The sequence below is a fragment of the Amycolatopsis sp. NPDC057786 genome, from assembly GCF_042797905.1.
GTDB lineage: Bacteria > Actinomycetota > Actinomycetes > Mycobacteriales > Pseudonocardiaceae > Amycolatopsis.
In genome coordinates this window covers 89,078-107,731 of record NZ_JBHVKW010000001.1, presented here as the reverse complement: position 1 = coordinate 107,731, position 18,654 = coordinate 89,078, and the positions used below count along the sequence as shown (strand labels likewise).

The following is an 18,654-nucleotide window of genomic DNA, read 5'->3' as shown; positions in this document are numbered from 1 at the left end:
CATCGCCGCGCCCGGCCGGATCGCGTTTAGCGGGCTAAACGCGATCCGGCCTGTCACGCCGTCAGGAGACCACCAGCGCGTAGTCCGCGTCCGTGGCCGACGTCTCGGGGTGCCCGTCGGCGTTCACCTGCGTCGCCACGACCTCCACCGTCCACGTACCCGCGGCCGGCTTCTCGAGGATGACGTTCTCCACCGTGTCGACCGTGTTCGGCGATCCGCCCGCGGTCGAGAAATTGCCCGCCTTCAGCCCGTTGTTGCCGTAGTAGACGGTCCCGTTCGGCGCGGTGACCTTCAGGGTCAGGTCGTTGACCCTGGCGACCGACGCGCTCGGGGAGCCCGCCGGGTCGGTGTAGGCCAGCGTCGCCTTGAACTGCTTGGTCCCGTTCACCGCGACCGTGTACTTCTTCGACTGCCCGGTACCCAGCAGGTCGGTCTCGTTCACCAGCACCGGCAGTTTCCACCCGTTCGCCTTGGCCTGGTCGTGCAGGTACCGCACGTTCGCGGTGCCCCAGCCCTGATGCGTCCTGGTCATGTCGTGCGACGTGCCGCTGAACGCGAACTGGTCTGCCCCGTTGACCAGCAGCGCCTTCGCGGTCGCCGCGTGCGGGCGGCTCGCGAAGACGTCGCGGGCCTTGCCGGGACCGCCGTCGAACACGCCGTCGGCCCACATCTGGAACAGCAACCCGGCGTTCCCGCAGGTGATCGGGGTCGCGCCGCTCGTGCCGCCGAACGACGTCGTGTACGAGGTGTCACTCCCCGACGACGTGGTGTCGATCCGGTCGTAGTAGTTCGACAGTTCCGGTTTGATCCGGCCGTCGGCGGCCGGGCCGATGCTGGCGCCGCCGCTCCACTTGTCGTCGGTGCGGCCCAGCGTGTTGTAGTGGTACTGCCCGCCGACCGAGAGCACGTTCTTCGACCAGGCCTGCGGCCGCGACTGCTGGGTGCCCGCGTTGCTCTGCGACTGGCAGATCAGCAGGTCGTGATCGAAGACGATCTTGTCGAGTTCGGCGGAGACGGAGTTGTACGCCGTGGTCAGCCCGCCGCCCCAGCTGTTGCTCTGGAACACCGCGCGGTACTTGCCCGCCGGGTCGACCAGTTCCTTCGTGTGGGCGTAGCGGTCCGGCTTGTTGTAGGTGGCGAAGATCCCCTGCCCCTCGGGCAGCAGCCCCCGTTGTGGCGCGCTCACCCCCGACGCGAAGATCTGGCCGTAGGTCGAAGTCCCGTGGCTGGTGCTGGTGGAGTTCGAGCCGTGCATCACCGTCGGCCGCGCTTTGAACTCCTGGTGCGTGACGCGCAGCCCGCCGTCCATCACCTCGCCGCGCACGCCCTGACCGCGGTAGCCGCCGACACTCTCGATGTGGTTCGCGCCCCCGCTCTCCCTGGCGTTGGCCATGTCGGTTTCGGGGGCGGTGATCGCGCCGACCGCGAGCACCTCCGCCCCCTGCGCCACGGCGGCGACCTGCCCGGAGCCGAGTTTCGCGACGATGTGCTGCCCGCTCTGCGAGATCGCCTCGATACCGCCGCCGAGCCGCAGGATCCGCTCGGCCACCGCGCGCTGGTCCCGCGCGTCCGGCTCGACCAGCGTCACCAGGTGACTCCCGGTCGCGGCCGTCGACATCTCCCTCTTGTCGTCCGGCCGGTATTCACCGAGCCAGCGGACGAAAGCCAATTCCGCCACCGATTCACGGTTCTCCGGTTTCAGCCGGACAACGTAGGCGAAATCGGGAATGTAGGTCCCGATCCGCACGCCGAGTGAGCGCAATTTCCCGCGTTGCGCGTCGGTCAGCGCGCTTCGGACCTGGAGCAGATACGCGCCCTTCCAGTCCTGGCTCGCCGCCGTGCGCTGGCTCAGCGGGTCGAAGGTCCTGCTGGCCAGACGGATGAACTGGGGGTCTTCGGCGGCCGGGGCGGCGACGGCCGCCCCGCTCGTCAGTAGCATCGCGCCGATCATGGGCGCGAGGAAGCGGACAGACTTCGGCCGTGGCATGAAATACCTCCGGGGAGCTCTGCAGGGGAGAGAGGTCTTTCGAAGGTACCGGCCGAAAAGCGTGATGATCAGCCGCTGAACGGCCCAGCCGTTTTCCGGTATTGCGGGAAATGGAGCATAAACGGTTAAAAACTGCTTCAGGAGATCTCGTCGAACGCCCCGCTGAACCGCGTCAGCCGATCGCGTTCCTCTTCGTCGAGCCGCCGCGTGCTGCCTTCGGGCAGGGTGCACGCGACCCAGATGGTGCGGCAGCGCGCGTAGACGGCCCGTTCGTCGCGCAGCCTGCTGTTCACCACGACGTCGCAGGTGCCGATCCGGCCGACCACGGTCTCCACCGCGACCGGGTTGTCACGGAACGTCAGCCGCCGCAGGTAACTGACGTTGTGCTTCGCGATCAGGTACGCCGGTCCCTTGGCCTGGAAAAGGTGCTCACGCCGCGGGTCGAGCAGCGCGATCTGGGCTTCCTGGAAGTACTCCAGCAGCCGCGCGTTCCCGACGTGACCGAGACAGTCCAGGTCGGCGACACGCAGGCGATGGCGGTGGAGGTGGATCTCGGGAGCGGGACGCGCACTGGTCGTCCCCAGCGGATGTGCGTGCACGAAGTGGATCTTCAACGATCGCGCGGTGTTCCGGCCGCGCGGCGCAACGGACGTCGGCCCGGTTCACTCCATCAGGGCTTCGGACAGCTCCCGGATCGCGGCGGTCTCGGCGGTGTGGATATCCCGGATCTGGGCGCCCATCGTGCCGAAGAGTTCACGGACTTCACCGTCGGTGAACGGTGTTTCGTCGTTGTAGTGCGCGCGCAGTTTCCACATCTCCGCACCGGCCGCCGCGGCGGCGTCCTGCCCCGCGTCGCCCTCCCTGACCCCCGCCGACACCGCGCTGACCAGCCCGCGCACCCAGGCGAACTCCGCGTTCGACGCCGGGACGGCCGTCTCGGCCAGTTCGGCCCAGCGTTCGCCGATCCCGCGCCAGGTCGACGCCTGTTCGGCCAGCGCCGGGAGTTCGAGCAGGACGGCGGCTTCGGTGAGCGCGTCGGCGAACAGCCCGCGCAGGTGCCCGCCCTCCATCCCGGCCGGGGTGACGCTCTCCCAGACGTTGAACAGCGCCCCGACGAGCCCGCGCCGCTCGCCGAACGCGCGCGGCCAGCCCTTCGGGTCACGTTCGTCGGTCATCGCCTTCGCCCAGCGCCCCCACGCCGGCAGCGAGAACGACTTCGACGGCGCCGAGAGATTCCGGACGCAGTCCGTCAGCCCGTCGCGCACGGCCGTCCGCCAGTCGGAGACTTCGCCGGGCCGGATCGTCGCGAGCAGGTTCTTGTACGAGCCGACGCGGCCGCGCGCGGCGTCGAACGTCTTCCGGTCGACCGTCAGCGGGGCGAGGTTCCGGTCGTCGACGAGCACCCGGCCGTCCTCTTCGCCGTACGCGACGACGAAGTGCCCGCCACCGCCGGACATCTCCGGCGGCAGATGCCAGTAACCGAGCGATTCGCGGTCGGGGAGGACGATCACCGGCCGCCCCGCTTCGAGGTCGGTGGTGAGCCGTTTCGCGGCGGCGCGTTTGCCGCCGGTGGTGTGGAGATCGACGCCGAGCCCGAGACGGTCCACTGTGGACTTGAGCCAGTCATGGGGATACTGCCAGCGCGCGCGGAAACCGAACACGATCGTCGACATCGTCTCGTGCGCGAAGTCCCACAGGATGTAACCGGCCCCGATCCCGCCGGAGACGGCGAAGACCAGCGCTTCGCCGGGCGCTTTCCCGTCCGGCCCCTCGACACCGTGATGCGCCAGTACGGCGGTCACGGCCGAGACGTCCGGTTGCAGCCCGCCGCGTAATTCGTACTCGGTCACCCCGCCATCATGCCCGCTCCGGCCTCAGAAGTCTCTGATCAGGGAAACCCTGCCGCGCAAGGGATCCGCCACGTACACCGTTCTGGTGCGCTGGTCGATCGCGACCGCGCCGGGGTTCACGCCGAGTGACAGGTCGCCGGTGAGCAGGCTCGTCCTGCCGTCGATCCTGGCGAGGCCGTTCGGTCCTCCGTTGGAGTACACGGTGTTCGATCCTTCGTGGACGGCGAGCGCCGAAGACTCCGAGCGCAGCAGCACGGTCGCCTTCTCCTTGCGCGTGCCCATGTCCACGATGGACAGATGATGGATCGCCGAATTCGCGACGAAGACCGTGCCGGACGCGCTGTGCACGGCGACCCCGGTCGGCGACTTGCCGACCGGGATCCCGCCGGTGAACTTGCCCGCGCCGATGTCGAAGACCTCCAGGGAGTCGGTGGCCGTGCTGGTGCAGTACGCGAGCTTGCGTCCGCTGTCGACCGCCGTCGACGACAACCCCCGCGTGGGGCCGGGGACGAGGTCCAGCAGGCGGCAGCCGACGCCGTCGATGACGGCCAGCGTCCCGGTGAGGGCGCTGGCCGCGTAGACGCGGTTCGCCTGCTCGTCGACGTCGACGCTGGACGCGCCGGGGCCGGCGGGCACCACGCTGACGACGTCGCTGGTCCGCCCGTCGATGACGAGGACGGTCCCGCCGGGCGGGTTCGCGACGAAGATCCGGTCGGTCGCGGTGTCCACGGCCAGCCCGGCGGGCTCGCCGCCGACCGGGATCACGTCGCCGACCGTGCCGGACCGCGAGTCGAGGACGACGATCGTGCCCGTGGACGGGTCGGAGACATACGCGAAGCCGGTGACGGAATTCACCGCGACCGCCTCCGGAGTGCCTCCGACCTCGACGAGAAGCACCTTTTCGGCTCTGGCCGCCGGTGCGAAGGCGACCGCGGAGGCGCCGGCCGCGGCCAGGGTGAGCAGGGCTCGGCGGCTCAGTTCGGGTCCTCGCACAGGCGCCTCCCGATGATCGTCCGGGGTTCGACGATAACCCGCTGGCCGAGCACGCGAAGGAACTTCGCGTCCCCCGATCGCGTTGTTTCCGATGAGTAACCCCCACCCCTGAGAAAGGAAGGAGCAGGACGCCGTGCACAAACACCAGAACGGGCTCAAGACCGTCGTCCTGCTCGGCCTGCTGTCCGCGCTCATCGTCGCGATCAGCGGTTTCTTCGGACGGGGCGCGCTGGTCATCGGGCTGGTGGTGGCGCTCGGGGTCAACGCGTACGCCTATTTCAACTCCGGCAAGCTGGCGCTGCGGGCCATGCGCGCCCGACCGATTTCGGAGGCCGAGCACCCGGCGATGTACCGGATCGTGCGGGAGCTGGCCACCACCGCGCGACAGCCGATGCCGCGGCTCTACGTCAGCCCCACGCAGGCGCCGAACGCCTTCGCCACCGGCCGCAGCCCCCGGCACGCGGCGGTGTGCTGCACCACCGGCATCCTCGACCTGCTGGACGAGCGCGAACTGCGGGCGGTGCTCGGGCACGAGCTGTCCCACGTCTACAACCGCGACATCCTGATCTCGTGTGTCGCGGGCGCGCTGGCGAGCGTGATCAGCGTGATCGCCAATATCGCGATGTTCACCAGCGTCTTCGGCGGCAGCAACCGCGAGGACGGCGAGAGCCCGCTGGTCGGGCTGCTTCTGGTCGTGATCGGGCCGATCGCGGCCGCCGTCGTGAAGCTCGGGGTGAGCCGCTCGCGGGAATTCCAGGCCGACGCGTCGGGCGCGGAACTCACCGGCGACCCGCTCGGGCTGGCGTCGGCGCTGCGGAAGCTCGACCAGGGGACGCGCGCGGCGCCGCTCGTGCCGGAACCGAAGCTGGTCTCGCAGTCGCACCTGATGATCGCGAACCCGTTCCGCCCGGGCGAAGGCCTCACGAAGCTCTTCTCGACCCACCCGCCCATGGCCGAACGCATCCGGCGCCTGGAAGAAATGGCGCGCCACCCCCACTGACCAGCCGCGTCGCGTTTAGCCCGCTAAACGCAGGTGGCCCCCAGATCGCGTTTAGCCCGCTAAACGCGATCCGGCCCGGACCCCTGCCCCGATGCGGCTTTGGAGACACTCACCGCCCCCGATGTCACATTGGGCGCGCTGACCAGGCGGATCGCGATTAGCCCGCGAAACGCAGGTCGCCCTCCGGATCGCGATTAGGGGGCTAAACGCAGGTCGGCCCGGCGTCCCAGCTCGTGGGAGCGGGAATCGGGGCATCGGCGCGCGAGTTGCCCGGGCATGGCTTCCGCACAGCAGTTGCACCTCGGGGTCGCGCTCGACGGGGCCGGGCAGCATCCGGCCGCCTGGCGGGTCTCCGACGTCCGCCCGGCCGCCTTGTTCACCGCCGCTCACTACCTGACCCACGCGAAGCTCGCCGAAGCGGCTTCGCTCGACTTCGTCACTCTCGACGACACCCTCGCGCTCCAATCCGGCGGCGAGGAGGTCGTCCGAGGCCGGCTCGACGCGCTACTGACCTTCGCCGCGATAGCCCCGGTGACCAGCGGAATCGGCCTCGTCCCGACGGTGACCACCACACACACCGAGCCGTTCCACATCTCGACGGCCGTCGCTTCGCTCGACTTCGCGAGCCGCGGCCGCGCAGGCGTCCTCGCGGTGCCTTCGCGCACCGAAGCCGAGGTCGCGCACTTCGGCAGGCGCCCCCTCCCGTCCGAGGCGGACGCCGAAGCGGAGAACGCCGAGGTCGTCGACGTCATCGCACGCCTCTGGGACAGCTGGGAGGACGACGCGATCATCCGCGACGAGCCGACCGGCCGCTTCATCGACCGCGAGAAGCTCCATTACGTCGACTTCGATGGCCGCTTCTTCAGCATCAAGGGACCTTCGATCACGCCGCGTCCACCCCAGGGGCATCCCGTCGTCGCGGTGTACGGCGACTCGCCGTACGCGCACGGCGCCGACCTCGTCCGGATCGGCGAGCGTCGCGAACGCTTCCCGGATGCCAAGCTCCTGGCGGGCCTGTCGATCGTGCTCGCCGAGACCGAGCAGGCCGCCCTCGACCGCCGCCGGACGCTGGAGACCTACGCGCCCTTCCCGCCGGGCTGGAGCTTCACCGGCACTCCCGCCGGCCTCGCCACCGAACTGCCCCGCCTCGCGGCGTCCAACGGACTCGACGGCTTCCACATCCGCCCCGCGGTCCTGCCCGACGACCTGGCGCTCTTCACCGCCGAGACCGTCCCCGCGCTCCAGGCCGCGGGCGTGTTCCGGCAGGCCTACACCGGCACCACCCTGCGCGACCATCTCGGCCTCGGGGTCGCCGCCAACCAGTACGCGGAGACGTGACAGATGCCCAAACAGGTCAAACTCGCCGCACACTTCCCCGGCGTCAACAACACGACAGTGTGGAGCGACCCACGTTCGGGTAGTCAAATCGACTTTTCGTCCTTCGAACATCTCGCGCGCACGGCCGAGCGGGGCAAGTTCGACTTCCTCTTCCTCGCCGAGGGCCTGCGCCTGCGCGAACACGCGGGCAAGATCCTCGACTCCGACGTCGTCGGGCGGCCGAACACCACCACCGTGCTCGCCGCGCTGTCGGCGGTCACCACCCGGCTCGGGCTCGCGGGCACGCTGTCGTCGACGTTCAACGAGCCGTACGAGGTCGCGCGGCAGGTGGCGAGCATCGACCACCTGTCCGGCGGCCGCGCCGCGTGGAACGTCGTCACCTCACCGGACGCGTGGACGGGACAGAACTTCCGCCGCGGTGGCTTCCTGAAACGCGAGGACCGCTACCGCCGCGCCGAGGAGTTCCTCGCCACCGTGCGTGAGCTCTGGGACAGCTGGGCACCCGACGCGCTGGTGGGGGACAAGGAGAACGGCGTTTTCGCGCGCGGCATCGGACGCTTTGTCCACAGTGGACCACAGTTCGACATCCGCGGCGAGTTCACCGTCCCGAGGACCCCGCAGGGGCAGCCCATCGTCATCCAGGCCGGGGATTCGGACGAGGGCAGGGAGTTCGCCGCCAAGACCGCCGACGTCATCTTCAGCCGCCACGGCTCGCTGGAAAGCGGCAAGGAGTTCTTCGCCGACGTCAAGCGACGGCTACCCGCGTACGGCCGCGAACCCGGCGATCTGCTGATCATGCCCGCGGCGACGTTCGTCCTCGGCGACACCGAGGAGGACGCGCACGAGTACGCCCGCGAGATCCGCTACCAGCAGGTGCGCCCGGCGACCGCGATCCAGTTCCTCGAACAGATCTGGAGCCGAGACCTCTCCGCCTACGACGCCGACGGCCCGCTCCCCGAGATCGACCCGGACCCCGACGCCGAACCGCTGACCTGGGGCCGCATCCGGCACGAGAAGGATCCACTGGCCGTGGCCGCGAAATGGCGGGCGATCGCGGCGGAGAAGAAGCTCTCCATCCGCGAACTCGTCATCGAGGTGACCGCGCGCCAGCAGTTCGTCGGTACCGCCCGTCAGGTCGCGGAGTCGATCGACGAGTACGTCCAGAGCGACGCCGCCGACGGTTTCGTGCTAGTGCCGCATCTGACCCCTGGTGGGCTGGACGCGTTCGTCGACGACGTCGTTCCGCTGCTGCAGGAACGGGGTGTCTTCCGGACCGACTACACCGGCGACACCCTGCGCGAGCACCTGTTCAGCCGGTAGCACCCTGGGTGCGCGCGACGTTCATCAGATATTCGCCGTAGCCGGACTTCGCCAGCTTCGCGCCGAGCGCGTAGCACTGTTCCGCGTCGATGAAGCCCATCCGCAGCGCGACTTCCTCGAGACACGCGATCCGGACACCCGTCCGGTGTTCGAGGACCTGCACGAACTGGCCTGCTTCCAGCAGCGAGTCGTGCGTGCCGGTGTCGAGCCAGGCGAACCCGCGGCCGAGGTCGATCAGCGTCGCGCGGTCCTGCCGCAGGTAGGTGAGGTTGACGTCCGTGATCTCCAGCTCCCCGCGCGGCGAGGGCTTGAGGTCACGGGCGATCTCGACGACCTGGTTGTCGTAGAAGTACAGGCCGGTGATGGCCTTGTTCGACTTCGGCTTCGCGGGTTTCTCCTCGATGGAGAGGAGCTTGCCGTCGGCGTCGATCTCGCCGACGCCGTACCGCTGCGGGTCCTTGACCGGGTAACCGAACAGCACACAGCCGTCGAGCGCGGTCGCCGCGGCCTGCAGCCTGCTGGAGAACCCCTGGCCGTAGAAGATGTTGTCACCGAGCACGAGCGCGACGTCTTCGTCGCCGATGAAGTCCGCGCCGATGACGAACGCCTCGGCCAGCCCGTTCGGCGCGGCCTGCTCGGCGTAGCTGAAGCTGAGCCCGAACTGGCTCCCGTCGCCGAGCAGCCGCCGGAAATGCGGCAGGTCGACGGGGGTCGAGATGATCAGGATTTCGCGGATCCCGGCGAACATCAGCACCGAGATCGGGTAGTAGATCATCGGTTTGTCGTAGACCGGTAGCAGCTGTTTCGATATCGCCTGGGTGATGGGATGCAGACGCGTCCCACTGCCCCCCGCCAGCACGATGCCCTTCATGCGATGCCCCCGCTTCGTAGCCGATCGCTCGGGACCTCACACTACCGGGTGGCTCAGAACGCCGGGCCCTTCGCGAAGTACGCCTTGCAGCCGAGGTTGTACTCCGTCGAGATCTGCAACACGTTCTTGCCGCCGTCGACCGGCAGCAACGTCGAGCTGTAGTTGGGGCAGAAGTTGTTGTGGATCCCGACGATGTGCACCGGGGCCGGAAGCTCGTACCAGTGCCCGGCGCCGAAGTTGTCGTTGGCCAGCAGGACCTTGCCGTTCTTGTCCTGCGGCACCCCGGCGGCGTTGGTGTAGATCTGCCCGACCATCACCAGCCGCACCCCGTTCGGGCCGCCGGGGAACAGCGTGATCGTCTGGGCGTGCTGGAAGTAGTTGCCGTTCGCGGTGGTGACGCGGGTGCCGGGGTCGAGGGGATCGCCCCAGTTGGCGCCGTCGGAGGAGATCTTGAAGTACGGGTCGCAGTACCGGTCGCGGTAGTTGCAGATCTCGTAGGCCAGGTAGTACCGGCCGTCGGGGAGGCGCCGGATGATCGGCATCCCCGGCCGCACCCGATGGGGCGGGATGGCCATCGTGCGCTGCTTGGTGCCCCAGTTCACCCCGTCGGTGGACGCGACCCGGTTCATCACCTGCGCGAACTGCGGCGCCTCGGTCTCGTCGGCGTAGTGGAGCCACAGCGTGCCACCCGCGTCGACGACGAACTCCGGCTCCCAGATGCCGTCGTGATTGTGCGAACGAGCCGCCTCGGACAGGAAGCCCCATGTTCGGCCGGCGTCGCGGCTGGACCAGATCCGGATGCCGATGCGCCGCTGCGGACCGGCGTCCTGCCGGTAGCTCGCGGCCCACAGCAGGGTGCCCGCGCGGAGCCTGCCGACCCGTTGCGGCAGTTCGTACAGCGTGCCGCAGCACATGCCGCGGCGGCCGTCGCGATCGCGGATCTCGCCGATCTTGTGGAAGCTCTTGCCCTCGTCGGTGCTCTCCATGATCGGGGTGAACTTGCCGCTCGCGTCCTCGCTGGTCAGCGACGCGAGGATGCGGCCGCGGCCGATCGCGGAATGCTCCAGGCGGATGAGTCGCGGGTAGGAGCCGTAGCCGGGCACGAGCTGCTGGCGCTCGGCGGCCTGCGCGGAGGTGAACAGGGACGCGATCACTGTGAGTGACAGCGCGAAGGCGAGTGTGGAGCTGAAACGGCGCTTCATCGTGACCTTCCTCGAACGCGATCGCCGGATTACAACACGGGCTTTTGTCCCTTTCGGGCTCCCGTGAAGGCGTCGCGGCGGAATCCCACGTCCGGGTGGCCTGAATCGCTCGCCCGAGTGGTCCGGTAACGCTGGGCTATCGGCGGGCGAAGATCCGGTGACGGGTTCGACCAGGGGGAAATTCGTGATCAAGCGCTTGTGCGCCGCCGTACTGCTGACCGTGGGCCTGGTGGCCTGCTCACCGCCGAACCTGGGCCGTGTCGTCCCGCAGGCGGCCGCTCCGGAAGGGCTGAGCACACCTTCGCCGACCCCGACGACCACCCCAAGGCCCGGCCCGCAGCCGGTGGAGAAGCACTCGGGCAAGGGGAACGCGTCAGTCCCCATGGCTTGGCCGACGCGCCTCGGCTTCGTGACCTTCGACTGCCCGAAATGTTCCGGCCACGTCGCGGTCAACACCGAGAACGAGCTGATCGTCAACGACATCGGCCCGTACAAGGGCACGCAGTGGATCAACGACATGCCCGGCCGTCAGGCGAAGACGTTCACCGTCAAGGCCAACGCCCCCTGGACGCTGACCATCACCGACGAAAGCGGCCTGCCCGTCCTGGAGCCGGGCAGGCCCTTGTCGGGCAAGAGCGAAGCGGTGTTCGCCGTGCCCGACGGCGTCACGTCGGTCGCCGTCGCCACCAAGAAGAGCGGCCGCACCGCGGTGTGGGTGCACAGCGGCGACTACACCGGCAGCGTGCCCGTGTCCGGTCCGGCTTTCGTGTCCGTGGAAGGCGACGGGATCTGGACGGTCACCGCGTCCTAGACATGGCGAAGGCCACCTTCCGCGGAAGGTGGCCTTGTCGTCGCCGCGATCAGCGGTAGTTCGTGAACTGCAGCGCGATCTCGAAGTCCTTGCCCTTCAGCAAGGCGATCACGTCCTGCAGCTGGTCCTTCTTCTTGCCGGACACCCGCAGCTGGTCGCCCTGGATCTGCGCCTGGACCCCCTTGGGGCCCTCGTCGCGGATGAACTTGGCGATCTGCTTCGCCTTGTCCGACGCGATCCCCTGCAGGATCTTGCCGCCGATCTTGTAGATCTTGCCGGACAGTGCCGGCTCGCCCGCCTCGAAGGCCTTCAGGGAGATGCCGCGCTTGATCAGCTTCTCCTTGAACACCTCGACCGCCGCCAGTGCCCGTTCCTCGGTCTCGGACTCGATCGAGATCGCCTCCTCACCGGACCAGTCGATCTTGGTCCCGGTACCCCGGAAGTCGAACCGTGTACCGAGTTCCTTGCTGGCCTGGTTCAGGGCGTTGTCCACCTCCTGGCGATCGACCTTGCTCACCACGTCGAAAGAGGGATCCGCCACGTGTTCTCACACCTCGTACTCGCTTGTCAGGAGCTTCCACCCTAGCCCTGCGGAACCCGGTTGACCGGCCCGCCACGGCATTGGGTATTCTTTCGTCTCGGCCGGGGGCACCCGGCCACGGCGAGTTGCCCGAGCGGCCAAAGGGATCTGACTGTAAATCAGACGGCACTGCCTTCGGGGGTTCGAATCCCTCACTCGCCACACCGGAGCGGCCTCGTGACCCAGTCACGGGGCCGCTCCTTTGTGTTGCGCAAGACACCTTTGGTTAGTGGTTAGTAACCAGTAACTTCAGGGCCATGGCACGGATGAGCGGACCCGAGCGACGTGCCCAGGTGCTGGCCATCGCCGCGGAGGAGTTCGCGGAGCACGGGCTGCACGGGGCGTCGACGGAAGCGATCGCGAAGACGGCGGGGATCACGCAGGCGTACGTCTTCAGGATGTTCGGGACGAAGAAGGCCCTGTTCCTGGAGCTGGTCCAGGCCGCTTTCGAGCGGCTCAGTGACGCGATGCGAGACGCGGGCGAAGGGGAGACCGGCCTCGGCGCGCTCTCGGCGATGGGCGCCCAGTACTTCGACCTGCTGGCCGATCGGACCGGGTTGTTGTTGCAGCTTCAGGGCTTCGCCGCGTGCGGCGATCCGGAGGTGCGGGACGTGGTGCGGTCGTGTTTCGCGCGGATGTGGGACACCGCCGAGAACGGCACCGGACTCGACCCGGTGACCGTGAAGGCGTTCCTAGCCTTCGGGATGCTGCTGAACGCCGGCGCCGCGATGGACGTCGAGCAGGTCGACGCGAGCTGGGCCGAGGGGGTTCGTACCCGGATCCAGCCGGGTCTGTTCACGCACGTCACCACCGAGACGAACCGATGAGTGCCCCGGCCCGGCACGACGGGCGGCTGAGCGCCGCGCTGGTGTGCACGGCGTTGGCGGGGGCCGTGATCGGCAGCGTCGGGGCGCCGCTGATCACCCCGGTCGCCACCGGGCTGCGCGTATCCCTCGACGCGGCACAGTGGACGTTGACGGTGACGTTGTTCAGCGGCGCGATCGCGGGCCCGATCCTGGGCAGGCTCGGCGGCGGCCCGTACCGCCGCATCACGATCCTGGTCACCCTGGCCCTGGTCACGGCCGGCGGGTTGCTGACGGTGCTCCCGCTTCCGTACGCGGCGTTGCTGATCGGACGCGGCCTGCAAGGGCTCGGGGTCGCGGCCGGGGCGCTGTTGATGAGCGTCGCCCGCGCGCACCTGCCGCCCGAGCGCTCGACCTCGACGATCGCCGCGCTGTCGGTCGCGTCGACCGTCGGCATCGGGGTCGGCTACCCCGTGGTCAGCCTCCTCGATCAGCTCGCGGGACTGCGCGTCGCGTACGGGTTCGGATTCCTCCTCTCGACTGTCGCCTTCCTCATCGCCTGGCGGATGCTGCCTGTCGAGGCGCCCGGCGAGCCGCCCCGGATCGATGTCCCCGGCGCGCTGCTCCTCGCTCTCGGCACGCTTGGGGTGCTCCTGCTCATCGCCGTGCCCTCGCTGTGGGCGACTGTGTGGCAGGCCGGTGGACTCCTCGCCGCTACGGCCACAGTCCTGGCCGCGTGGGCGTTCATCGAACTACGCACGACCGAGCCGCTGGTGGACCTTCGGTTGCTCGGCCAAGGCCCCGTCCTCCGCGCGAATCTGGCGATTCTCGTCGCCGGGGCGGGTCTATACCTGCTGTTCAGTCTCTTCACCCGCTACGTGCAGACACCTGCGGACGCCCAGTACGGCTTCGCGCTCCCCGGTGTCGCCGCCGGTGCGGCGCTTATCCCGTTCTCGCTACTCGGATTCGTTGCGGGAAAAGCGATTCCCCGCGTCGACGAGCGGCGGACGTACTTGGTCTCGACCATGATCGCGGTGGCCAGTGCGCTGTTGTTCGCCGTCGGCAGTCAGTCGTTCGTTCTCGTCCTCGCCGCGATCGCCCTCCTCGGTTTCGCCGTCGGCGGCCTCTTCGCGGTGATGCCCGGACTCGTGCTCGTCGGTGTGCCCCAAGGGGAAACGGCGAGCGTGCTCTCGATCAACCAGATCGCCCGCAGCATCGGGATGGCCGTGGGCAGCGCCCTCGCCGGTCTGCTGCTCGCCGCCGCCACGCCGGACGGCGCGCTGCTCCCCACCCGGGACGGCTATCTCACGACGGCACTGTGGGCGCTGCCGCTGCTCGCCGTCAGCGCGGCCATCGTCTTCACGGAGAAACGCGTTCCCACACGGACACGTGCTTGGTGCTCTCGGCGGTGAATTCCGAACGGTCCCAGTCCGCCCAGCGGTACTTCAGGCGCATCCCGGCGATGCGGGCCATGAGGTCCATTTCAGCGGGCCACGCGTACCTGAAGGGGATGCGGCGGAATCGCCCCTCTCCCTCCGGCGACACCGTGACGTGGTTCGAAGTGAACTCCTGCCTGACGACGTCGTACTGATCGAACCCCACGTAGCCGGGCGCCATCGCGAACGGGACGATGTCCTGCCCTGGCGGCAAGCGGCGCAGATCCGGCAGGCCGACCTCGACGAGGAACAGCCCGCCCGGTCGCAGATGCGCGGCCGCGTTGCGGAAGACGTCGACCTGACCGTCCTGGGTGGTCACGTTGCTGATCGTGTTGTACACCAGGCAGACCAGCGAAAATTCGCCCGCCACCCTGGTCTTCGTCATATCGCCGATCGTGACGTCGACCGCGTCGCCGCCTGGCTTGCCCGCTATCCGGTCCGCCATCGCCCTGCTCAGTTCGAGGCCGCTCACCGGTACCCCGCGTGCCGCCAGCGGGATCGCGATCCGTCCGGTCCCGACGGCGAACTCGAGCACCGGACCGTCCGCCAGGTTCTCGAGGACGTCCACCGCGGGTGTCACCACTTCGGGCGCGTTCGCGCCGCCCGGCGCGTCATAGCCCGCGGCCACACTTTCGGGGAACCAGCCGTCCGCCGGGTCGTCTCCCGTATCCGTCTCACTGTTCACGGTCGCCGACGCTACGCCCGCGACCGTGCGGTGTTCATCCCGTTTTCGGGGTGTCAGCTCGATAACGCAGCAGCACGATCCCCGACGCGAACGTCCGCTCCTCCGCCAGGCGAAGCTTCGGAACGCCGGTGGCGCCCTCGAACAGCCGGCGCCCTTCGCCCACCACGACGGGATAGACGAACAGCCGATACTCGTCGACGAGGCCCTCGGCGATGAGCGCCCGCACCAGCGAGATGCTCCCGGTCGTCACGATGTCCTTGCCTTCGGCGGCCTTCAGATTCTCGATCTCCGAACGCAGTTCACCGGAGAGCACTGTCGTGTTCCGCCACTCCGGCTCCGTCAGCGTGCTGGAGACCACGTACTTGTCCACTGAGTCGAGGTAGGCCGAAATTCCTGTCGTGTCATCGGTTTGCTTCGGCCAGTACCCGCGCATGTCTTCGAAGGTGACGCGTCCGAGGAGGAACGCGTCGGCGTTTTCACGTTGTTGTTCGAGCACGGCCAGGACGTCCGACCGGTCCACGTCCGGATCCGTGTCGCCCGGACTGAACCAGTCGCCCGCCAGTTCGATCACGCCGTCGATCGTGCAGTTCTCGGTGACGATCAGCTCCCGCATGGACCAGACCGTACCGCCGCCCCCCGACAAAAACGGTGCGATCACGCCTCGCCGTGCACCGCGCGCCTCGACGGATACCACGTCTCGCCCGCGGGTTCGCCCGCCATGTTCCAGCTCCACGACACCTTCGGCGTCACGCGCGCGTAGATGCCCGGGCCGACCACCCCCACCCGTTCGATCGGATCGGCGGCCTCGCCGTAGATCCGGATACCGCGGGCGATGAACGGGTCGAACGAGACCGTGTCGTCGACGACCACGGCGACTTTGCGCCGCCCCGCACGGATATTGCGGAACTTCCGGGTCGTGAGCACCGACGCGCCCACGCCGCCGACCCAGAAATACGTGCCGTCGAACTCGAACGCCAGCGGGACGACATCGGGCTGTTCGCCGTCCTCCGACAGGGTCGCGAAGCGGGCCAAAGGCTGCGAACGCAGGTATGCGATCTCCTCGTCTGTAAAGGTCATGACGCCATCATCCGGGCGCGGTTGAGGACCAGCATGTCGGTGACGAAGCAGACCGGCGTGCCGTCGGCCGACCGGCCGATCCAGGTCGGATAGCTGCCGTCGCCCCAGCCCGTGGTGAACGCGATGATGTTGCCGTCGGCTCCGTCCGGGGTGACGTCGACATACGGGTCCACCTCCTCGAACTTCTCCAGGAGGTCGTCGTCCATCTCCGCGGGGACGGCGGCCGCGTCGGCGAAGCAGCCCGTGCCGCTGTCCACGCCGTAGCCGTAGAACTCCCCGTCTCCGAGGAAAAGCGCGTTCTGCCCGGGCCAGAGCGCTGTTTCCCAGGTGGCGACGGGAACGTCGGCGACGACGAGTTTGGCGGCCGCGACCCGTTCGTGCGCGGGTTCGTCGACGAACCGGATCACGGAGACTTCGACCTGGTACTCACCGGGAGGCATGGTGACCGTGAAGTGCTCCGCGTCCGAGTCCAGGAACGCCGGATCCGCCGCGACGAGCCTGCCACTGGGCATGCGGAGCTTCCCGGCGTCCCGGAGCTCGACCTCGACGAGGCCATGGTCGCCGCTCAGCGAGAAACGCGTGCCCGCGGTGAACATCTCGTCCATGCCGGAAGGGCACAGCGGAACGGACGGCCGCCAAGGACGTTCGTCGGCGGGCAGCGGCGGATCGGTATCGGGAGCGTCCGGGGTCCGGAGGGCCAGCGGGCCCGAGTTCGCGAGAGGTTCCCAGTCACCGAACGCGGGCCTCGGCGTGGTCAGCTCCGACACCTGCTTGCTGACCTGACCGCTGCTGGAGCCGCCGCCATACCCCTGGGGCGCCTGATGCATCCAGCCCTTGCCGTCCGGGCCGAAGGACATCTCCAGATGGCCGGCGCTCTTCTTGTCGAACTCTTCCTGGTCGTCGAACCGGTAGGTCCACTGCTCGATCTTCATGAGGAACAGCGCGCCGTCCTCCAGCACGCGGAACTCGAAGAAACCCCGGCGCCTGCCCAGCTCGTCGAACAGCACCGTGCGGGCGAACGAGTGCTTCCACGCGATTTCGAGCAGCACCAGCGGCATCTCGGTGTCAGGGCGCACCAGAGCGACGGCGTACTGCTCTCCGGCGGCGTCTCGTCCGCGTGCGGTGCCGGACGAGAGCCTCCCGGTCACCGCCCGGGCGGCCGGATCCCAGCCTTCGCAGTAGACGACGTCCAGCAAGGTCCCCTCAGACATGAGGCGGAACCTAGCGGGAACCACCGACAAAACCCAGGGCTATTCACGAATCGCGTAGTCACCGAACGCCGGCTCCAGCAACTCGAAAGCCCGTTGTGTCGCCTTCGTCAGCGCTTCGGCGATCTCGTCGTTGCTCTCGCCCGCGTGCGAGCGCCGGAGGACCTCGCGGAAGAGGACGCGGTCGATCGCGTTGAGCTCGGCGGCGGCCATGATCGGGGTGACGTCGTCCGGGTCGGCTCCGGTCTCGCTCGCGAGCAGTTCGGCGAGCGCCGCTTCCCGCAGTTCGTGCAGTTCACGCAGCCGGGCGGTCAGGGTCGGGCTCTCCAGCACCATTTTGGCGAAGACCGGACCGGTGAAGCCGATCACCGGCGAATGCTCGGCCACCGCGTCCAGGAAGGTACGCCGTAGCGCGGCCAGCGCCGACTCGCCCGGCCTCCGGTCCCGGACGGCGTTCGCCAGCCCGTTCGTGAACTCCTCGTGCTGGTCGAGCGCCAGGTCCTCCTTGCGCGCGAAGTAGTTCGTGACGGTCTTCTTCGCGACTCTCGCCGCCGCGGCGATCTCGGCGATCGTCGTCTCCTCGAAGCCCTTCTCGATGAAGAGCAGCGTCGCCTGGTCGGAGATCAGCTGCCGTGTCTCCTGCTTCTTGAGCTCCCGCAAACCCACATCCGTGCTGGTCATGAGCGAAGTTTACCACCGTCGTAAAAATATCCTTGACTTACGGTGCGTCGGATGTAAACTTACGTCCGTACTACCGAACAGTGAGAGAAGAGGCTCCTTGACCGCTCGAATCCCCCAAGGCAACGAAGGCACCAACCGCGCCCAGGTCCGCCGGAACGACCGCCGTCACCAGCAGCCGTTCCCGGGCCGCTCGATGCCGGTGCGCCGCTCGATCGGCGTCCCGCGCCGCCGGTCGTACTGACCGACCGGCTCCTCCGAAACCCACCGCCGACCCGAAGGGGATAGCCCATGAACGTCCTTGCCTCCACCGTCTCGCTGACCGTCGACGACGTCGCCGCGTCCAGCAGCTTCTTCACCGAGCACTTCGGCTTCACCGAGCAGATGGCCGCGGAGGGTTTCGTCTCCCTCGGGCATGAAACCGCGAAGATGACCATCGTCCTGCTTCAGGCGGGGATCGAGGTCCTGCCGGAGAACCTGCGGCAGCAGCGCGCGTCCGGGGTGATCGTGGCCTTCACGGTCGAGAACCTCGAAGCCGAGGAGAAGCGCCTGCGCGACGAAGGTGTCGAGATCACGTTGCCGCTGCGGGAAGAGCCGTGGGGAGAGCGTCTCCTCATGGTCACCGACCCGAACGGCGTGCCCGTGGAACTCGTGGAATGGGTGCAGCAGTAAGGAAACTGCCTGAACCGAAGCGGGGCTTGGTGCACAGTGGGCCAATCCCCCCGTGCGTGGTCGGGGCTAATTAATAGTGGCGCGGTGGGTGAGGTTTGCGCACGGGTGGTGGTATAAGGGGGGTACCCCGGGGCCCCAGTGGA

At 68.4% G+C, this 18,654-nt stretch carries 20 protein-coding genes and 1 tRNA gene; 9 read left to right on the top strand and 12 right to left on the bottom strand.

The window, feature by feature from the left end:
• Positions 1-61: 61 nt before the first annotated feature.
• From ACFVM3_RS00610 to ACFVM3_RS00595, 4 genes are all read right to left on the bottom strand, one after another.
• Positions 62-1,987 carry a S8 family serine peptidase gene (locus ACFVM3_RS00610; RefSeq protein WP_378434256.1) on the bottom strand — a complete coding sequence of 642 codons (1,926 nt, stop codon included), beginning with the start codon at positions 1,985-1,987 and terminating at the stop codon, positions 62-64.
• A gap of 137 nt (positions 1,988-2,124) precedes the next feature.
• On the bottom strand, positions 2,125-2,586 hold the full coding sequence (locus ACFVM3_RS00605) for an acyl-CoA thioesterase (RefSeq protein ID WP_378434255.1): 462 nt from the start codon (positions 2,584-2,586) through the stop codon (positions 2,125-2,127).
• Between the two features lie 63 nt (positions 2,587-2,649).
• Positions 2,650-3,837 (bottom strand): BtrH N-terminal domain-containing protein, encoded by a 1,188-nt coding sequence (locus ACFVM3_RS00600; RefSeq protein WP_378434253.1) that lies wholly within the window; start codon positions 3,835-3,837, stop codon positions 2,650-2,652.
• Positions 3,838-3,861: 24 nt separating this feature from the next.
• The gene (locus tag ACFVM3_RS00595; RefSeq protein WP_378434251.1) at positions 3,862-4,830 is read right to left on the bottom strand and encodes a YncE family protein; all 969 of its coding nucleotides are present in this window, start codon (positions 4,828-4,830) and stop codon (positions 3,862-3,864) included.
• A gap of 133 nt (positions 4,831-4,963) precedes the next feature.
• Between ACFVM3_RS00595 and htpX the strand changes: the two genes are divergently transcribed.
• The 3 genes from htpX (at position 4,964) to ACFVM3_RS00580 (ending at position 8,488) form a co-directional block, all read left to right on the top strand.
• Positions 4,964-5,830, top strand: a complete 867-nt coding sequence (gene htpX, locus ACFVM3_RS00590; protein ID WP_378434249.1) for a zinc metalloprotease HtpX — start codon at positions 4,964-4,966, stop codon at positions 5,828-5,830.
• A gap of 276 nt (positions 5,831-6,106) precedes the next feature.
• Positions 6,107-7,168, top strand: coding sequence for an LLM class flavin-dependent oxidoreductase (locus ACFVM3_RS00585; protein WP_378434247.1), 1,062 nt, complete (start codon positions 6,107-6,109; stop codon positions 7,166-7,168).
• Between the two features lie 3 nt (positions 7,169-7,171).
• Positions 7,172-8,488 (top strand): NtaA/DmoA family FMN-dependent monooxygenase, encoded by a 1,317-nt coding sequence (locus tag ACFVM3_RS00580; protein ID WP_378434245.1) that lies wholly within the window; start codon positions 7,172-7,174, stop codon positions 8,486-8,488.
• Here ACFVM3_RS00580 and rfbA read toward each other — a convergent pair.
• Together rfbA and ACFVM3_RS00570 are read right to left on the bottom strand one after the other, a co-directional pair.
• Complete coding sequence (gene rfbA, locus ACFVM3_RS00575; protein WP_378434243.1) at positions 8,478-9,359, bottom strand: glucose-1-phosphate thymidylyltransferase RfbA; 882 nt, start codon at positions 9,357-9,359, stop codon at positions 8,478-8,480. The two genes, ACFVM3_RS00580 and rfbA, sit on opposite strands and share 11 nt — an antisense overlap.
• 53 nt (positions 9,360-9,412) lie before the next feature.
• Positions 9,413-10,561, bottom strand: coding sequence for a sialidase family protein (locus ACFVM3_RS00570; protein ID WP_378434241.1), 1,149 nt, complete (start codon positions 10,559-10,561; stop codon positions 9,413-9,415).
• Positions 10,562-10,745: 184 nt separating this feature from the next.
• Between ACFVM3_RS00570 and ACFVM3_RS00565 the strand changes: the two genes are divergently transcribed.
• Positions 10,746-11,372: a hypothetical protein gene (locus ACFVM3_RS00565; RefSeq protein ID WP_378434239.1), complete on the top strand. Its 627-nt coding sequence runs from the start codon at positions 10,746-10,748 to the stop codon at positions 11,370-11,372.
• Positions 11,373-11,421: 49 nt separating this feature from the next.
• Here the strand turns inward: ACFVM3_RS00565 and ACFVM3_RS00560 are convergent, their stop codons facing one another.
• Positions 11,422-11,913 carry a YajQ family cyclic di-GMP-binding protein gene (locus ACFVM3_RS00560; RefSeq protein ID WP_378434237.1) on the bottom strand — a complete coding sequence of 164 codons (492 nt, stop codon included), beginning with the start codon at positions 11,911-11,913 and terminating at the stop codon, positions 11,422-11,424.
• 119 nt (positions 11,914-12,032) lie between these two features.
• Here ACFVM3_RS00560 and ACFVM3_RS00555 point away from each other — a divergent pair.
• From ACFVM3_RS00555 to ACFVM3_RS00545, 3 genes are all read left to right on the top strand, one after another.
• Positions 12,033-12,114: transfer RNA gene (locus ACFVM3_RS00555), tRNA-Tyr, on the top strand.
• Positions 12,115-12,209: 95 nt separating this feature from the next.
• The gene (locus tag ACFVM3_RS00550; protein ID WP_378434235.1) at positions 12,210-12,779 is read left to right on the top strand and encodes a TetR/AcrR family transcriptional regulator; all 570 of its coding nucleotides are present in this window, start codon (positions 12,210-12,212) and stop codon (positions 12,777-12,779) included.
• A complete protein-coding gene (locus ACFVM3_RS00545) occupies positions 12,776-14,167 on the top strand; it encodes an MFS transporter (protein ID WP_378434233.1) in 1,392 nt (463 codons plus the stop codon). Before ACFVM3_RS00550 ends, ACFVM3_RS00545 begins: the two co-directional genes overlap by 4 nt.
• Here the strand turns inward: ACFVM3_RS00545 and ACFVM3_RS00540 are convergent.
• From ACFVM3_RS00540 to ACFVM3_RS00520, 5 genes are read right to left on the bottom strand one after another with little or no spacing between them, the layout of a single operon-like run.
• On the bottom strand, positions 14,115-14,876 hold the full coding sequence (locus tag ACFVM3_RS00540; protein ID WP_378434231.1) for a class I SAM-dependent DNA methyltransferase: 762 nt from the start codon (positions 14,874-14,876) through the stop codon (positions 14,115-14,117). The genes ACFVM3_RS00545 and ACFVM3_RS00540 overlap by 53 nt on opposite strands.
• A 34-nt stretch (positions 14,877-14,910) precedes the next feature.
• The gene (locus ACFVM3_RS00535; RefSeq protein ID WP_378434229.1) at positions 14,911-15,489 is read right to left on the bottom strand and encodes a dihydrofolate reductase family protein; all 579 of its coding nucleotides are present in this window, start codon (positions 15,487-15,489) and stop codon (positions 14,911-14,913) included.
• A gap of 41 nt (positions 15,490-15,530) precedes the next feature.
• Entirely contained in the window at positions 15,531-15,953 is a 423-nt protein-coding gene (locus ACFVM3_RS00530) for a PPOX class F420-dependent oxidoreductase (RefSeq protein WP_378434227.1), read from the bottom strand.
• Complete coding sequence (locus tag ACFVM3_RS00525; RefSeq protein ID WP_378434226.1) at positions 15,950-17,164, bottom strand: DUF4241 domain-containing protein; 1,215 nt, start codon at positions 17,162-17,164, stop codon at positions 15,950-15,952. Before ACFVM3_RS00525 ends, ACFVM3_RS00530 begins: the two co-directional genes overlap by 4 nt.
• A gap of 39 nt (positions 17,165-17,203) precedes the next feature.
• Positions 17,204-17,842 (bottom strand): TetR/AcrR family transcriptional regulator, encoded by a 639-nt coding sequence (locus tag ACFVM3_RS00520; RefSeq protein WP_378434224.1) that lies wholly within the window; start codon positions 17,840-17,842, stop codon positions 17,204-17,206.
• 97 nt (positions 17,843-17,939) lie between these two features.
• Here ACFVM3_RS00520 and ACFVM3_RS00515 point away from each other — a divergent pair, with 97 nt between their 5' ends.
• Both ACFVM3_RS00515 and ACFVM3_RS00510 read left to right on the top strand, forming a co-directional pair.
• Complete coding sequence (locus ACFVM3_RS00515) at positions 17,940-18,083, top strand: hypothetical protein (RefSeq protein WP_158073309.1); 144 nt, start codon at positions 17,940-17,942, stop codon at positions 18,081-18,083.
• A 47-nt stretch (positions 18,084-18,130) separates the two neighbouring features.
• Positions 18,131-18,511, top strand: coding sequence for a VOC family protein (locus ACFVM3_RS00510; protein WP_378434222.1), 381 nt, complete (start codon positions 18,131-18,133; stop codon positions 18,509-18,511).
• The last annotated feature ends 143 nt before the right edge of the window (positions 18,512-18,654 follow it).

What these genes read in the sequence shown, in the direction of transcription:
- rfbA (WP_378434243.1), bottom strand. Translation starts at nt 9,359, where the DNA reads ATGAAGGGCATCGTGCTGGCGGGGGGCAGTGGGACGCGTCTGCATCCC.
- ACFVM3_RS00520 (WP_378434224.1), bottom strand. Translation starts at nt 17,842, where the DNA reads ATGACCAGCACGGATGTGGGTTTGCGGGAGCTCAAGAAGCAGGAGACA.
- ACFVM3_RS00570 (WP_378434241.1), bottom strand. Translation starts at nt 10,561, where the DNA reads ATGAAGCGCCGTTTCAGCTCCACACTCGCCTTCGCGCTGTCACTCACA.
- ACFVM3_RS00535 (WP_378434229.1), bottom strand. Translation starts at nt 15,489, where the DNA reads ATGCGGGAGCTGATCGTCACCGAGAACTGCACGATCGACGGCGTGATC.
- ACFVM3_RS00545 (WP_378434233.1), top strand. Translation starts at nt 12,776, where the DNA reads ATGAGTGCCCCGGCCCGGCACGACGGGCGGCTGAGCGCCGCGCTGGTG.
- ACFVM3_RS00580 (WP_378434245.1), top strand. Translation starts at nt 7,172, where the DNA reads ATGCCCAAACAGGTCAAACTCGCCGCACACTTCCCCGGCGTCAACAAC.
- ACFVM3_RS00525 (WP_378434226.1), bottom strand. Translation starts at nt 17,164, where the DNA reads ATGTCTGAGGGGACCTTGCTGGACGTCGTCTACTGCGAAGGCTGGGAT.
- ACFVM3_RS00585 (WP_378434247.1), top strand. Translation starts at nt 6,107, where the DNA reads ATGGCTTCCGCACAGCAGTTGCACCTCGGGGTCGCGCTCGACGGGGCC.
- ACFVM3_RS00550 (WP_378434235.1), top strand. Translation starts at nt 12,210, where the DNA reads ATGGCACGGATGAGCGGACCCGAGCGACGTGCCCAGGTGCTGGCCATC.
- ACFVM3_RS00530 (WP_378434227.1), bottom strand. Translation starts at nt 15,953, where the DNA reads ATGACCTTTACAGACGAGGAGATCGCATACCTGCGTTCGCAGCCTTTG.
- ACFVM3_RS00510 (WP_378434222.1), top strand. Translation starts at nt 18,131, where the DNA reads ATGAACGTCCTTGCCTCCACCGTCTCGCTGACCGTCGACGACGTCGCC.
- ACFVM3_RS00610 (WP_378434256.1), bottom strand. Translation starts at nt 1,987, where the DNA reads ATGCCACGGCCGAAGTCTGTCCGCTTCCTCGCGCCCATGATCGGCGCG.